This is a genomic window from Streptomyces sp. TLI_105, from assembly GCF_900105415.1.
GTDB lineage: Bacteria > Actinomycetota > Actinomycetes > Streptomycetales > Streptomycetaceae > Streptomyces.
Genome location: NZ_FNSM01000001.1, coordinates 53,314 through 67,601 on the forward strand (window position 1 = coordinate 53,314; position 14,288 = coordinate 67,601).

Annotated in this window: 10 protein-coding genes and 2 pseudogenes; 8 read left to right on the plus strand and 4 right to left on the minus strand. The window is 69.8% G+C overall.

Annotated elements, in window-relative coordinates; genetic code table 11:
- Nucleotides 1–254: 254 nt before the first annotated feature.
- Nucleotides 255–1,655: an erythromycin esterase family protein gene (locus BLW86_RS00265; protein ID WP_093872130.1), complete on the minus strand. Its 1,401-nt coding sequence runs from the start codon at nucleotides 1,653–1,655 to the stop codon at nucleotides 255–257.
- A 128-nt stretch (nucleotides 1,656–1,783) separates the two neighbouring features.
- Nucleotides 1,784–2,017 (minus strand): annotated as a pseudogene (locus tag BLW86_RS43870) (hypothetical protein); the annotation flags it as partial.
- 300 nt (nucleotides 2,018–2,317) lie between these two features.
- On the opposite strand from BLW86_RS43870, the gene BLW86_RS00280 reads away from it, so the two are divergent.
- Entirely contained in the window at nucleotides 2,318–2,821 is a 504-nt protein-coding gene (locus tag BLW86_RS00280) for a hypothetical protein (protein ID WP_143060188.1), read from the plus strand.
- A 785-nt stretch (nucleotides 2,822–3,606) separates the two neighbouring features.
- Nucleotides 3,607–4,071 (plus strand): hypothetical protein, encoded by a 465-nt coding sequence (locus BLW86_RS00285; protein WP_093872133.1) that lies wholly within the window; start codon nucleotides 3,607–3,609, stop codon nucleotides 4,069–4,071.
- Here the strand turns inward: BLW86_RS00285 and BLW86_RS00290 are convergent.
- Nucleotides 4,055–4,929 (minus strand): IS5 family transposase gene (locus tag BLW86_RS00290; protein ID WP_256341125.1). Its coding sequence is split into 2 segments (ribosomal slippage): nucleotides 4,055–4,536 and nucleotides 4,536–4,929, totalling 876 coding nucleotides; the frame shifts between segments, so codons are not numbered across the junction. The two genes, BLW86_RS00285 and BLW86_RS00290, sit on opposite strands and share 17 nt — an antisense overlap.
- Before the next feature lie 340 nt (nucleotides 4,930–5,269).
- Here BLW86_RS00290 and BLW86_RS42720 point away from each other — a divergent pair.
- The 5 genes and pseudogenes from BLW86_RS42720 to BLW86_RS00315 all read left to right on the plus strand — a co-directional run bounded on the left by BLW86_RS42720 (nucleotide 5,270) and on the right by BLW86_RS00315 (nucleotide 11,496).
- Nucleotides 5,270–5,696: pseudogene (locus tag BLW86_RS42720) on the plus strand (SsgA family sporulation/cell division regulator).
- Between the two features lie 702 nt (nucleotides 5,697–6,398).
- Nucleotides 6,399–7,271, plus strand: a complete 873-nt coding sequence (locus BLW86_RS00300; RefSeq protein ID WP_093872134.1) for an RNA repair domain-containing protein — start codon at nucleotides 6,399–6,401, stop codon at nucleotides 7,269–7,271.
- Between the two features lie 1,259 nt (nucleotides 7,272–8,530).
- Complete coding sequence (locus BLW86_RS00305; RefSeq protein WP_093872135.1) at nucleotides 8,531–9,064, plus strand: GNAT family N-acetyltransferase; 534 nt, start codon at nucleotides 8,531–8,533, stop codon at nucleotides 9,062–9,064.
- Between the two features lie 428 nt (nucleotides 9,065–9,492).
- A complete protein-coding gene (locus BLW86_RS00310) occupies nucleotides 9,493–10,116 on the plus strand; it encodes a hypothetical protein (RefSeq protein ID WP_256341126.1) in 624 nt (207 codons plus the stop codon).
- 438 nt (nucleotides 10,117–10,554) lie between these two features.
- Entirely contained in the window at nucleotides 10,555–11,496 is a 942-nt protein-coding gene (locus BLW86_RS00315; RefSeq protein WP_177181498.1) for an SDR family NAD(P)-dependent oxidoreductase, read from the plus strand.
- A gap of 715 nt (nucleotides 11,497–12,211) precedes the next feature.
- On the opposite strand, the gene BLW86_RS43875 is transcribed toward BLW86_RS00315, so the two are convergent.
- Entirely contained in the window at nucleotides 12,212–12,412 is a 201-nt protein-coding gene (locus tag BLW86_RS43875) for a peptidoglycan-binding domain-containing protein (protein ID WP_093878412.1), read from the minus strand.
- A 699-nt stretch (nucleotides 12,413–13,111) separates the two neighbouring features.
- Between BLW86_RS43875 and BLW86_RS41755 the strand changes: the two genes are divergently transcribed.
- Nucleotides 13,112–13,252: a hypothetical protein gene (locus BLW86_RS41755; RefSeq protein ID WP_177181499.1), complete on the plus strand. Its 141-nt coding sequence runs from the start codon at nucleotides 13,112–13,114 to the stop codon at nucleotides 13,250–13,252.
- Nucleotides 13,253–14,288: the final 1,036 nt, after the last annotated feature.

A 14,288-nucleotide genomic window follows, 5' to 3' on the forward strand; every position in this document is an offset into this window, starting at 1 on the left:
GGCGATTGATCCCGCACTCGAGCGCGTGACGCTCGCGGTAGTCGACCGGGTCGAAACGCGGCGGGCGCGAGGCCCCGCGTCGCGGTGAATCGGAGCAGGAGCATGCACAGGGAGGCCGACGCAGAGAAGGACAGCGGCTGCGTGAGGGAGCCGTCGCGCGCTCCGGCAAGGAGTACGCCCATCGCCGGCGGCGCGGGACGTCGGACCGGCCGGGCCGACCTACCGCGCCGCCGCCGCGCCGCGCGAGCCCGGTGCTACTTGAGCATGTAGGCCGCCTCCACCCGCTGGAGGTGGATCACGACGTCGTACGACTCCGAGAGCCGGATCTGCGGAGCGTCCGCGATCCCGGGGTAGGTGGCGCCGATGTTCTTGACGGTGCGCGGCACGGCGAGCCAGGCGCGGGCCGCCGCCGGAGTGTTACGCAGGTCCACCACGAAGTCGCGGTACCGTACCCGGTCCAGGGTGTGCTCGGCGGTGCCGGGCGCGGCCGGGCCGACGGTGAAGCGGTGGACGCCGCCGTCTGGGCCGAAGGCGTTGAACGAGCCGTGGTCGAAGGTAAGGCCGACACTGAGGTAGCCGCCGCCCAGCTGCTCGCGGAGGAAGTCGCCCTGGACCTTCGGGTAGGCGCCGGGGATGTAGGTCTTGAGGGCGATGTGGCCGTTGTGGGCGGCGAGCACGATCTTGTCACCGGTTTGCTGCTGCCACCAGGCGACGTTCTCCGCCATGATCCGGTCACGGTAGAGCATGAGGTCAGGGACGCTCTGGGGGTCGTCCCAGTCGAAGGCGAACAGCGTGGTCATCTGATGGATCGCGGTGGCGTGCTGGACGGCCCAGGCGTGCGCGTCGGCGTCGGCGCCCGTGCCGGGCCGCTGCTTGAGCAGGGCCACCGCCCGGCCGGTCCGCTCGGCGAGCTCCTTGCGTTCGGCCATCGGCTTCGACAGGTAGTCGTTGACGTACGTCTCGGCGTCGGTGGCGGGCCGCAGACCCCGGTACAGCTCGGCGAGCCGCGGGGTGAGGTCGGGGCGGGCCACGGCCGCGTAGGCGCTCACCTTGTCGTACAGCTCCGCGCCGGCGAAGCCGCCGTCATCGCCGACGAAGCGGACCGGGTCGTTGGGGTGCTGGACGTTGTACGCGCGGATCCACTGGAGCAGATCGCGGTACTCGGCGTTGTTCCACCACCGGTAAGTACCCTGGAACTCCTCGTCCATGATCTGCTTCAAGTCGCCCTCGCCACGCAGCAGGTAGGCATCGAGCCGCAGTCCGGTGCTCCACGGCGCTTCGAGGGCAAAGGCCCGGAAGCCCTTCTCCTCCACCAGGTACCGCAAGATGCGGTGCTTGACGGTGAGGAACTCGTGCGAGCTGTGGGTGGCCTCGCCCAGGCCCACCACCCGGGCGTCACCGACCATCCGGCCGAACGGGCGCAGGTCGGCCAGACCGCCACGGGGCTCGGTGGTGCGCAGCGGATGGGCCACCCGGCCCAGGGCCGCCTCGGGAGAGCGGAACGCGGCGGCCACGACCTCCTCCGGGCCGGCGGCCACGGCGGCATGGGCAGAGGCCGGGGCAGGTGGGGTGGCGGCGGAGGCGGCCGGGGCGACGGCCAGGGTGGCACCGAGCGGGACGAGCAGGGCGGCGAGCAGGACCTTGTGCGTGTTCATGGACCCAACTCTCGCCGCGCGGGAGCACCCCGGACCATCCCGTACACCCCCCGACCGGCCGGGGAGTCAGCTACACCATCGGTGGGCGGGAGGCTAGGACCCCGGTGCCGGTCCCGGTCCCGGTCCCGGTCGAGGATGGACTCCATGGAGTCGTCGACGGACAGGATGAAGCAGGCGGAGACCTGCTGGAGCTGGGGTGTGCCGACGTTGAACCAGACCGGCGAGTTGAAGCTGAAGATCTGGTGCAGGAGGGCGTAGGCCAGCTCGTGCTCGAAGATCTCGGCGTCGGCGGGCGAGGCGAAGTAGCCGTAGTCCTCGCCGGCCTTCGTATACGTCTTCACGATCCGGTCGATGAGCTGCTTCGGCTGGGCTGAAGGGTGGCCGTGCCGGACGGCTGGAGGACAGGCCCGCTAGGCCTTGCCCGGCGGATCATGGCCGGGGCTGCGGCGTCTGACGCGGCACCTCGCCGCGTTGCCGAAACGTCCCGACAGCCACGTTCTCCCGGATGCCGCGGGCGGTCCGGGCGGAGAAGGACGCGGCCGGCGACATCGACTGGCTGGTGTCGGTCGGCTTGACGATCGTGCGAGCCCACCAGCACGTCATGGAGGGCTTCCGAGGGTACTTCGGATCGGTCACCATGGAGGTCCGTCGGCGATCCGGGGGTGGGGATGAGCGAGGGTGGGGACGTTCTGGACGGGCAACCGGAGCAGGTCGGACCCGCGCCGTGGCTGGCGCTGGCCTGTCTGGTCGGCCTGTTTCTGGCCTACGTCGTGCTGACGAACTTCACCGGAGAGCTGCGGACGGCGCTGTGGGGCGAGCCCGGGACCGTGACCGAAGTCAGCTGCCGGACGTACGACAACACCGTGGCCAATGCGGGAACGTCGACGTCCTGCTCGGGTGCCTTCACCCCGGACGACGGTGGCTCGTCGTTCGACGTCCCCGTCGAGGGCGACATCGATTCGCAACCGGTTCGTGCGTGGCTGGTGGACGGTACGTCCGGCACCGCGTACGTCTCACCAACGGTGTGGGCGGGGATGCTCCCGGTGGGGCTGTCCCTCCTCCTGGCCGGCCTCCCGGCGGCGGTGACGGTCAAGCGCGTGCGCCGCGTCCACGCACAGCGCCCTAGAAAGCCGCTTCAAGGATCAGACCCAGAGTCGAGTGCGTGATCGACGACGACGAGCACGACGGGTACAGCGAGCACGTCACCTGACTCGGCATCGACAAACCGGGCCTCTGGCCAGGGCAGCGGCCCGCGACCGAGGGCCCGGCTCCCTCCGTGCGCCCCGTAGCGGCGCTGGCCTGCTGAGTCGTCCGCCATCTACGCTGCTCAGCCCCGCCAAGAAGCGCGCTCATCCGCCAACTGAAGCACTCAGTCACAGCGACTGCGATGACGTGCGCGAACGAGCCAGCGGGTCCGCAAGCCCGAACTAGAAGCGCTGTACGACGATCTGAGGGGCAATCACCACCCTGGATGACCAAGGCTTCGGAAGAGGGCGCCAGGCCGTCAGATCTCCGTACAGGCGCCTTCTGTAGAGTCTCGCGGCCTGTCTCGGCTGCCGATCTTGTGGCCTGCGGGTTCGCCCGCTTGTCTCACGCCTTGTCGGACGCTCGGCGTCTCAGCTCCGTGTCGGAAATCGCCGGTGACGGCGAGCGGCTGCGGCGGCGCAACCCGCTGAACTGAGGTACCGGCAAGAGCTGTGTCACCAGCACCCCGAACTGCAGCCGCTTCCCACGGTGGGCGCCATGCCAGCGGCTGCGACCCGTTCCAGAGAGGGGGCGCCCGTCAAGCCCAGGCGTCCACGCATCCGATCAGCAGCAGGCGGCGGTCACGAGGCCTGCTCGGCGCCCAGTGAACGCCCTGCCGCCCCGGATCCACATCCTCTCCGGACAGGCCCAGGCGTCCTGGCGTAAAGCCGGGGAGCAGTGAGAGCGCGGCCGCTACCGTCGGGCCATGGAGACCGTCATCACCGCAGTGATAGCCGCGATCGCCGCTGTCGGCGGCGGCCTGATCGGAAGATCCGCTGGGCTTAAGACCGTCCAACTCACTGCTGAGGCCGCACGCGCCGCCACGCACTATGCCACCCAGCGCGACACCATCGTCGAGTTCCTCGCAGCCGCCGACAGAGAAATGACACTGGCCTGGGAGGCTGAGGCCGGCCGCGCCGACCACACCGGCTACGCGCACACCCGGGCACAGGACGAAGCGCACCTGGCGTCCCGCCGCGCCCTGACGCTGATCGAGTTGACCAACGCCCCCGAGGTAGGAGCCCAGGCCCACGCGGTATTGGTCGGCCTGCGTAGGGCACGTGCGACAAAGGACTGGGAACCGTTCAAAGCAGCCCGGGCCCGGCTGATCTCCACCGCCCGAAACCACCTAGGGCGTGTTGTGAAAGTGCTGGTCACAGCCATTCGTTGATGGCTGCGACCAGTACGGTCGCTTCGTAGCGGACGGCGAGTTTGTCGTACCGGGTGGCGACGGCCCGGTGGCGCTTGAGCCGGTTGATCCCGCACTCGACCGCGTGCCGCTGCTTGTAGTCGTCCTTGTTGAACTTCGGCGGGCGGCCGCCGCGCGAGCCGCGCTTCAGCCGGTTGCGCACCCGGTCCGCAGGCACCGGAATCGTTGCCTTGATTCCGCGTCTGCGCAGGTAGGAGCGGTTGCTCCGGGAGTCGTACGCCTTGTCGGCCCGCACCCGGTCCGGACGCTTGCGCGGCCTGCCGAGCCCGACCCGGGGCACCCGGATCGCCTCCAGGACCGGCTCGAACTGCGGGGAATCGCCGCGCTGCCCGGCCGTGATCACCACCGACAGGGGCTTCTGCCCCTGCTCGACCGCGAGGTGGATCTTGCTGGTCAGGCCGCCACGGGAGCGTCCGAGGCCGTGGTCGGCCGGCTCGACGAAGACACCGCCGGGCGGCTCCTTTTGGAGGTCCCCCTTTTCGCAGCCCCGGCGGCGTGCTGGTGGGCCCGGCAGACGGTGGAGTCGACGTTCACGTCCCAGGTGATCAGGCCCTTCGCGTCCGCTTCGGCCTGGAGCCGGGTGAGGATCCGGGCCCAGGTCCCATCCCGCTGCCAGCGGCGGAAGAGATCGTAGACCCGGTCCCACGGCCCGTAACGTTCGGGCACGTCCCGCCAGGGGGCGCCGGTCCGGGTCCGCCACCGTATGCCGTCTATCAGCTGCCGCCGCGTCCACACCTGCGGCCGGCCCGGCTTGATGCCCATCGGCAGCAAGGGCTCAAGCCGGGCCCACTGGCCGTTCGTCAGATCACCACGTCCCACGACAAGTGATCATCAACGAACAAGATCCACTTTCGCAACAGACCCTAGTGTCCTGAGTCGGAAGTCTTTAGGTAGATCTCTGCTTCGATCGACCGGCGGCCGCGCCCGCTTCTCACCAGGTTGGGGCTCGACTTGGAACCGTCGGCCCGAAGGCCGGAGGCTGAGAGAACTACCCAAGAATCTCCGACTCAGGACACTAGACACCCTGTGACCTTTTCGGCCCCGGAGTTAAGCAGCGCCGCCGTTTGCGGCTGGTGACACGGTCGAGCGGCAGAAGCCGGTGGCGCCGACGAAGGAGTGGACCGTCCGCACCCGAGGGGAGCCGGAGATTGCTGAGGTGATGTGCAGCTTCATGCTCCGGCTGGTCGTCTCGGACAGTTCCCCCTCCCTGTCCCCGCCGAGGCTGTCTACCGTGTCTCGGACCCCTACGCCGTCCAGATGACGTTCCACACCGGCGCGGAGGAAACCGTCGAATGGGTCTTCTCGCGCGAACTGCTGACCGGAGACGTCCGCACTCCCGTCGGCACTGGGGACGTGCGCGTGTGGCCCTCCATGAAGAGGAAGGGCACCATGTGCATCGCTCTCAGCTCACCCGAAGGCGAGGCGCTGATGCATGCCCCGACCGGCGCCCTCCAAGCATTCCTGCGGGCCACACACAAAACCGTCCCCCCGGCGCGGAACGCAAGCACGTCGATGTCAACGCCGCCTTTCCAGACAGCGGACCGCCGCCAGTGGACTCGCCGCAACGGAAGAACAACAACGCCTGAGCCATGCATGCGAACCCGTACGAAAGGCGGGTTCGCATGCACTCCCCATGGCGGTCAGACACCGGAACGACCGGGAACGCACAGTCCGAAGAGTTTTCGGCACAGGCAGTCAGGTCCGATACCGAGCTCCCGGAACCTCAGCACTCCCTACGCCAGGCAGGCTCTACATCACCCACGACTGGGGCGACAGCACCACCGCACACAAGCGGGGAGCAAAGCAGCAGGCTCCTCGAACGCATCGGCGCAGGCACGGCCATCCCCACGCAAGCGAGTGGGAGTCGTCATCGACGACCAGCGGCGCCAGATCGCCGAGACCGTCCCCGCAGGCACGAGGATCAAGGGATGCTGCCCCGATCGCCCAGCTCCTGCCCAGGGCCATCCCTGCCGGTGCAGGAAGCAGTAAAGGGCAAGCGTGGCAGTGAGCACACCGCAGGGCATGGTCAGTACACCGGCAACAGTCATCGCACCCGCGGCATGGCGACCAGAACGACCGGAGCACAGGCCATCCCCCGCGAGCGGTGGGCGCCAACAGTCCTACTCGCGGGTTACTTGTCCTCTGGTGTCCGGGGTGGGAGTCGGGGGTGGTATCCGCTGCTGTGTTTCGCTCTCCTGCCATGGCCGCAGCAATGCGGGCGGGCCGAGCACTGGCTTGCAGGGCCGACCGGGCGCGCGGCACCCTGACAGTCGAGGGCAGGTGCTGATATGCACACCAGCGACGAGATCTACCACCGTGTGCTCTGGGACCCGCGGTTCGACCCCGAGCGGTTCGTGATGGGGATCGCGGAGCGCGGTGCCCCGCCCAAGCGCGTTCTGCTCGGCGACTTCGTGCCGGGCGGGGAGATCCCCTGGCACCGGGTGGTGTTCTTCGAGGCGGACGGCCAGGTCGTCTGGGACCGCGCTTCCGGCGTCGACAGGCTCGATGAGACCCTCGTCGGGCAGGTCGGTCCTGTGCCGGCCCCGGCGCCCTGCGACATCCTCGCCGTCCCGCCGACGAACCGCACCGCCGTCGCCTGGCTGCCGCCGGCGGAGCTGTGGCCGCCGATCCAGCACATTCGCCGCGAACACGACCGGCAGATCCGCCGCTGGCCGCCGCACGTCAACGTGCTCTTCGGTTTCGTCCCCGAGGCCGAGTTCGCCCGGGCGCTGCCGCTGGTCGCCGCGGCGCTCGCCGAGACGCCGCCGTTCACCGCCCGCCTGGCAGGCGTCCACTGGTTCGGCCATCGCCAGGACGCCACCGTCTGGCTCGACCCGGCCGCCGCCGACCACGAGCCCTGGTCACGGCTGTGGGAGTCCCTGGAGCTCCGCTTCCCGCTGTGCGGATCGCACTCTCACGGCTTCACCCCCCACCTGTCCCTCGGTCGTACCCCGGACCCGCACCTCCTCGCCCGCAAGGCGGAGGCTCTCCTCGGCCCCATGACGGCCCGGGTCGACGAGCTGGTCGTACTCTCCCGGCGCGGCGACGAGCCGATGCGGGCCCGGGCCCGCATCATGCTCGGCAGCGGCGACGTACGTCACCCGGAGAATCCGGCCTTTCCGGGCAGCCCTTCGCCCTCACCGCCCCCTCCAGAGCGATGATCCTTCGCCCGAAGCCCCTCTCCCCCAGCCACGCCCGCACCGCCCCGGAGGAACGCGCCACCCACTGCACCTCAACGGAGACCCTGATGAAAGCCTCCTGTCCGGAGCAACTGCGATGCCGCAATGGGCGCCCCGAACGCGGCCTCGGCCGGCGAGCCGGTGCATCCGGACGTGTCTCCTTCACCCCACGTCATGAAGCACATCACGTCAGGCCGTGAGCTGGCCGTTGACGCGGTACGCGGTACTCCTCGAACAGGCATCGAGTCCCATTTCAGTATTCACGCCGGCGCGCGTCACTACGAACAACGGACACGATCGGAGGGCCTGCCCGACCAGGACTTGCCCGGCCGATCACGATCCCGGCCGCCCCGGGATGTGAGTCGCCCGGCCCCAGCGGTCGGACTGCCGACCACACGGAAAGCAGCCATTCGACCCGAGTGAGAATTCCGCTTCCTGGACACCAATCCCACGCGAGCGGGGAGCAGCGTCTGTGGGCTTCGGCCTGACCCTGACGGTCGGGACCATCCCTGCTCGGTCACAGGGAGCCGTCGATGTCGGTCAGATCTCGGGCCTGGGTGCCGAGGCCATCCCCGCAGGTACAGGGAGCAGCGGGACAGGGAACAAACAGAGAACGGCCAGTCGCCACCCTCCGCGCAAGCGGGAAACAGACGCCTCGGTAGTGGCTGACAAGGCCGGCTCCCGGGGGCCATTCCCGCGCGAGCAGAGAGCAGTCGTGGACGGGCCGCCTTCGCCGGCGGGCAGCTGGGCCCTCCCCGCGTGCGCGGGGAGTAGTCGAGCGGGAGTCCGTGACCGGCCTTCTTCGTGGGGCCCTCCCCTCGGATACGGGGAGAAGCTCCCGTAAGGGACCGGCCCCACGTGCGGGCAGTGGGCGCGATGGAGGGCGGGGAGCGGATCCTCTTCCCGGCTTCCGTCGCGGTCACTCGAACCGAGGGGGCTATGAGAAGGGCCGTTGATCGGTTGTTGAGCAGCCGTCCATCGGCGGATGGCCTACTACGAGTCTGTTTTCAGTTCACGGCCTTGGAGGAACACGTTGCTCAGGCGGGCAGTCCGAGTGGTGGTGGGTGTGGCGGCGGCCTTGGTGCTCGGCGTCGCGGTCACGCCGGCCTACGGAGGCACCGTGGCGGAAGCAGTCGGCCCGGTGACCGCCGAGGCCTGTGGTGCCAGTCCTATGGGCTGTTTCTGACAGCCTGCGGCCGCGGTTCCGGTTTCGAGAACCGGCCAGGTGAAGAGAGGGACGAATGCCCGACATCGTGACGCGTCGGCTTCGGCTACGGCGGTTCAGTCGTGCCGACGCGTCGGCCTTTGCCCGCTACCGCTCCGACCACTGTGTCGCCCGCTACCAGACCTGGCGCTCACCGGTCGGTCAAGCGGAGGCAGAGGCGATCGTTGCCGGATACCTCGCGGAGAACCCCGACGGGCCCGGCTTCTTCCAGTACGCCATCGAGCGGAACCAGCGGCCCGGCTTGATCGGTGATCTCCATGTCGAGACCGGCCGTCGCCGGGCCAGGGTGGGCATCACGCTGGCGCCGGACATGCGACATCGGGGCTACGCGACCGAGGCGATGGCCACTGTGGCAGACCGCCTCTTCGCCACAGGGGTGAAACGGATCGTGGCCACCTGCGACGCCCGCAACACGGCGTCCGCGAAGCTCCTGCGACGGGTGGGCTTCGAACAGCAGGGGCGAGACAAGCAGTACCTGGAGCAACGTGGCACCCACACCGACGTCCTGCTGTTCAGGATGTCGGCTGAACAGCTGCGCCGCCCTTCATGAACCCGCCGGGAACCAGCCGGGTTCCAGCGGCGACCACCGAGCGCGCTCACGCGCGATCACAACAGGAGGACAGCATGGACGGAGCCCGCCCGGGAGACCGTGTCGCGTCGATCGATGAGAGCGAGATCGGCGTCGACGCTGTGGACACGCCGAGTCGGCCCGATGAGTCGGGCGCCTCGGAGGAGCTCGAGGCGTAGCCCTCGTCTCGTCCGCAGCGCCTCCCGTCGAGGACCGCCGCCTCCGACAGGAGGGACTTGCCGATGCCCAGGGGCCCTTGCGCATCACACGTGCGGAAGAAACCACCGATGCGACTGGGCCCCTCGGCCCGTACATCGTCGGGGATCTTCCGGCTTCCTCTCGGGTTCGCGTGTACTGGCTGCGGTGGATGGGCATCATCTGCCGTTCGTCGTACTCCTGCAGTTCGAAGGATGCTCCGGACACGGGACGACCACGCCTGGACCGGCCACCAGGTCGATCTCGGCAAAGAGCCGCTCGCCCCAGCCGCCGCCGGGCGTGCGGTGATGCCTGAGACGGCGGTCTCCGGCGGGGCGGCGGCGGACCGGATTGCCGCCGCACTCGGCACGCCGAACGTGCCGGGCGCAAACGCGGCGGTCACGTCGTTCGTGGTGCGCCGCTTCGTCGCCCGGGGACTGCTCGCCGATCTGTCCGGCAACCCGGAGGACACGCTGCACCACCCCGGACAGGTCGAGGAGGTCTGCGGGCGCGAGGACCTGGCCGAGCTCGTCACTACGGACATCCCGCTCGGTCCCGAACAAGCCGCAACCCGTCTTCGGGTGAGGAAGGTGGAGTTCGACTGGATGGTCACGCCCGGGTGGATCCGGGCGGCGGAGTGGGTCGGGGTGCGGTTCGGCACCTCCCGGGCCGGTGCGGTCGACGTGCCGCTCTACCGCGCCGCCGATGTCGACGCACTCGTCGCCCCGCACGCCGAGGTGGACTGGGAGGAGCTGCGGTCGGTCGGGAAGGGCCGGCGTTCGCCGCTCGCCGCACTGCGCCCGAAGCGGAAGCCTGAGGCGACGCCGGCACCGGTGTAGGGGCCGGATGAGTAAAGGGGGCGGCCGTCCCGGGAAACCCGGGCGGCCGCCCCCCTGTGGTGCCGGGCGGGTCAGGCGGGGGTGGAGGAGGTCAGGACGGGGTGGTCGATGTGGTGGTGTTCGATCTCCACGCCGTACCGGCCGCCCCCGCCTTCCAGACCTGGTGCCCGATCGCTCCGGCCACTGCCACACTCCTTTCCGGACTAATGAGCTCGTTGTGCCTGAGTGCCCCAGTTGGCCATTGCACTCCGGGTGGCCAATGTGACGCTAAGCAGCATGGCGCGGTGATGGGTCGGCGCCACGTCGGCAGGATGCCGGTCGTCCGGCGGGACTGTCGGTGATTCATAGGCGATCTGTCGGCGACCGCTGGGACCGTGGATGTCGAGTTGCTCGAGGAAACAACTGCAACCGCCTTCAACAGCAAGGGAGCCCGTCGTCATGTCGCCCACCCCGTCCTGGAATGTCCGACGACTGCCGGGGGCTGATGACCGCGTCTTCCTGGTCACCGGCGGTAACGCCGGCATCGGGTACTTCGTCGCCGAGCAGTTGTCGGCAACCGGAGCCACCGTCGTACTCGGCAGCCGGAGCCCCGCCAAGGCCGGGATCGCCACGGCCTCGATCCGTACACGTGTCCCCGGTGCACGGGTGCGGGCCGTACGGCTGGATCTCGCCGACCTCTCGTCGCTCGAAACCGCGGTGGAATCACTGGAAGTGGAGCGCCTTGACGCGGTGGTCCACAACGCCGGCGTCGCGCTTGACGACCCGCCGCGCAGGGAGACCGGGGACGGTCACGAGCTCATGTTCGGCACGAACCACCTTGGGCACTTCGCCTTGACCCAGTGGCTGATGCCACTGCTGTCGGCTGCGCCGGCGGCCCGCGTTGTGACCATGGGAAGCTTCGCGGCGAAGTCCGAGCGGCTCGACCTGGACGACCTGCAGTCCCGGAAGGACTACCGGCCCAAGCGGACCTACGGACGCTCCAAGTTGGCACAGATGTACTTCGGCATCGAACTCGATCGCCGCCTGCGTGCTGCCGGCAGCACGGTGGCGAGCGTGGTGGTCCATCCCGGCGGCGCGCTGGACTCCCTGACCCCGTCGCGGCCTCCGGTCCATGTGCGAACTACCGGCGCACGGCTGAGAGCGGCTCCCGCGGCCCTCCTCGTCCAGGGCAAACACGCCGGCGCATGGCCCGCGGTCCGGGCGGTGCTCGACCCAGCCGTGCGTGGAGGCCAAGTGTGGGGACCGCGTGTCTTCGGCCTACGCGGCGAGCCTCGCCGTGAAGCAGTTTGGAACCACCTGGCCGACCGCTCCGTCGCGGCACGGCTGTGGGACGCCAGCTGTGATCTGACCGGCGCCGACCTCCGCACCATCTCTGGATGACTCAGGCACACGCGCAATGGCCAACAGGTCGTCGAACAAGTCGCGGGCGTCAGCCGGGTCGCGGGGCCGTTCACACCTGGCGTGCCGCCCGGTAACCCGGCCAACGACTCAGTGCCGGCCTCCGTGTGGAGCGGCTCGCCCGAGCGGCCGTCCTCCAGAAACAGCAGCCCTGCCGCAGGGGCGGGATGCGTGGAGTTGTAGGTGGACCTGCCGAAACTCGGAAAGTGATGGGGTGGGCGGGCCGATGGCGCGAGGGAAGCCGGGCAGAAGGAGCACGGAACTTTCTGGCGTGTGCCGGGGCCCTTGCCGCAGTGGCGGTGACCACGGTGGCCTGCTCCGCCGATGCGCCGGTGGAACAGACGCCCGCCTCCAGGGACGGCCTGGTAATGGGCGTCGCGCTCTAGGAGGAAGGCGGCCGGCCGGACATCAGCCGCTCCAAGGCCCAGGACGAGTGTCGTTTCCCCGCTGAGCTCAATGGCCTCGCAGGCGTGGACGCGGACGACTTCATCGCCGGCTGTGTGAGCGGGCTCCCCGAGCACTGAGCGGCTCCGCCGTCGGGCGGCCAGGCATTCGCGCACGCTGCGCCGAGATGCCGGCCATGGCATCCCGATGGGCTGGGGGCAGTACGCGCTCCCTTGCCCTCCTCGGGACGAGGGAGCTCAGCTGTGTGGGGGCGGTGCTGTGGTCGGATTTCGGCTGTACGCGAGAACGTGGGTCAGTGCCCGCAGCCGAACATGGGGTACGCGAGGTACTTCCACGTCTTGGGGCCGACCTGGTCGTCGGCGGTGAGGCCGGAGCACTTCTGGACGGTCTTGACGGCAGCTTCGGTGCCGCTGCCGAAGTTTCCGTTCCACAGGGGCGTGAGCGCGCACAGCGAGCGGTACTCGTCCGCTGTGTGCTCTCCTGGCGAACGCAGGCCGACACGTGCCCGTCGCTACCCGCGGCAGCCGATGCCATGTTCCTCCGTCCCGTGCAGAACTGCAGAGGCTCAGGCCGTACGGTGCGATCCGGTGAAGGCCCGCAGGGTCTCCTGAGAGTCCGGGAGACCGAGTGCACGCAGCCGGTCGCCGGAAGACCGGATGACCCACGAGTGATGATGGCCGGCAAGGTCGTCCAGCAACTGCTGCGCCGCCGTCATATCGGTGCAACGGGGCGCGGGGGGGGTGCGGGGTGGGGAAGAGCTGCTCAATGGCTTTCCTGGTCCGGGTCCCGTTCCTGTCCCGTGCGACGCGGGGCAGGCAGGTGTCGAGTGCATCGCGCACGGTGGCCGGGGTCCGCGGGAGTGAGTGCAGGGTGCGTTCGATGTGGCCGTGGAAGTCGCCCTCGCAGTAGTCGGTCACGCGCGCGGGAGTGCTGCGGGCCGCGGCGGCGAGTTCCGTGACGGCGCGGTCGAGCAGGGCAGGAGTGAGAGGTGCCTCGCCGGTGGTGGCGAGGCGGATGAGCGCGGTGGCCGCGGCCCACCGCAGCAGCAGGTCCGGGGCGTCCAGGTATGGAGCGATGCCGGCGGCTGTCGCGGAGGGGCCGGTGAGGCCTGCGGCGAGCAGGGCGGTGGCCGCGGTGACCGGGTCCTCCGCGCTCGCGGCGAGGTCGAGGAGGCGGGGCAAGGTGGTGCCGGATGCCTCGGGAACCAGGCCAGGAGGTAGGCGGTCCGCGTCCGCACGCCGGGATCATCGTCGCCGAGCAGGTCGAGAAGGCCGGGGAGCTCGGCGAGGACCGCCTCGTACGCCTGAAGGGCCGACCACCGCCCGTCGGGTGAGTTGCCGGACGCCACCCAGTCCCGTACCTCTTCCAGCCGCGTACGCCGCTCGGCGTCCGTAGTGGTGGCCAGCTGCTCCTCGTACCAGGGCAGGAGCTTTTCCGGGGTCGCCTCGGCTGCAGCCGCGCGCCATCCTGCCGTGTTGTGCCGGTGGTCACGTCGTACTCGTCGTGCCAGTCGACGGCCAGACGGGTGAGCAGCAGCACCGTGTCCGCGCGGGCGGCCGGAGGCCCGGCGATCGCAATGCGCGCGAGGAACGGCACGGCGAACGGAGAGGCCTGGTACCGGGTGCCCTGGTGGAAGATGTTGCAGAACAGGCTGCGGAATGCCTGTTCCCGCGCTTCCTCGTCACTTCCGCACAGGGCACGTATCTGCCCGGGGACGTCCTGCGCCGAACCGTAGGCGTGCGTCATGCCTGCCCAGTCCACGCCGTCCAGCCGGCCAGCAGCTTCTCGTGCTCGTTGATCATCACGGAAGGATGGCAGGCGGCACTGACAACGATCCGGGGCGTCCGTGCGAGCAGTCTCTGCGGATGAAGCGGGCAACGCCTTCGGGGTCCGCTCCCCCGTCGCGACCCGGGTCTCAAGGCGGCACTCGGCGCGCAGGACGTCACGGTCCATGGCAGTCCCGACGGTGCATCAGGTAGTGAGAGTGGCGAGGAAGTCGGGCAGGCCCCGGTGGCGTGCCAGGGCCGCGCCTGGTCGAGATGGACGTCGGGGAAGTCGGGGTCTGCGGCGAGGTGGTCAGCAGGCCGGCGCGGGCAAGGTAGCCGACCGCCGCAGGGGGTCACCGGGCGGCAGCACGGCAGCGGGTGACCCAGCACCTCGTTCAGGCAGTCTGCCGCCCAGGACGCGCCGACCGGGCCGCACAGCGCCGACCAGACCGCTTCGGCGTCCACGGTCTCGACGACCCTGCGGGACCACTGCCACGGTCCGGCATCGGCCGGCGGGACCAGGCCCGAGGCCGTCGCCCACCGCCAGGCCGCCAGGCCGCCAGGCCGCCACTGGAACCTTCAGCCGGGCGCGTGGCAGGGGGT

Bases quoted from the DNA above. Each gene is read 5' to 3' on its own strand.
- BLW86_RS00265 (WP_093872130.1), bottom strand. From the start codon at position 1,655: ATGAACACGCACAAGGTCCTGCTCGCCGCCCTGCTCGTCCCGCTCGGT.
- BLW86_RS00285 (WP_093872133.1), top strand. From the start codon at position 3,607: ATGGAGACCGTCATCACCGCAGTGATAGCCGCGATCGCCGCTGTCGGC.
- BLW86_RS00300 (WP_093872134.1), top strand. From the start codon at position 6,399: ATGCACACCAGCGACGAGATCTACCACCGTGTGCTCTGGGACCCGCGG.
- BLW86_RS00305 (WP_093872135.1), top strand. From the start codon at position 8,531: ATGCCCGACATCGTGACGCGTCGGCTTCGGCTACGGCGGTTCAGTCGT.
- BLW86_RS00310 (WP_256341126.1), top strand. From the start codon at position 9,493: ATGCTCCGGACACGGGACGACCACGCCTGGACCGGCCACCAGGTCGAT.
- BLW86_RS00315 (WP_177181498.1), top strand. From the start codon at position 10,555: ATGTCGCCCACCCCGTCCTGGAATGTCCGACGACTGCCGGGGGCTGAT.
- BLW86_RS41755 (WP_177181499.1), top strand. From the start codon at position 13,112: ATGCCTCGGGAACCAGGCCAGGAGGTAGGCGGTCCGCGTCCGCACGCC.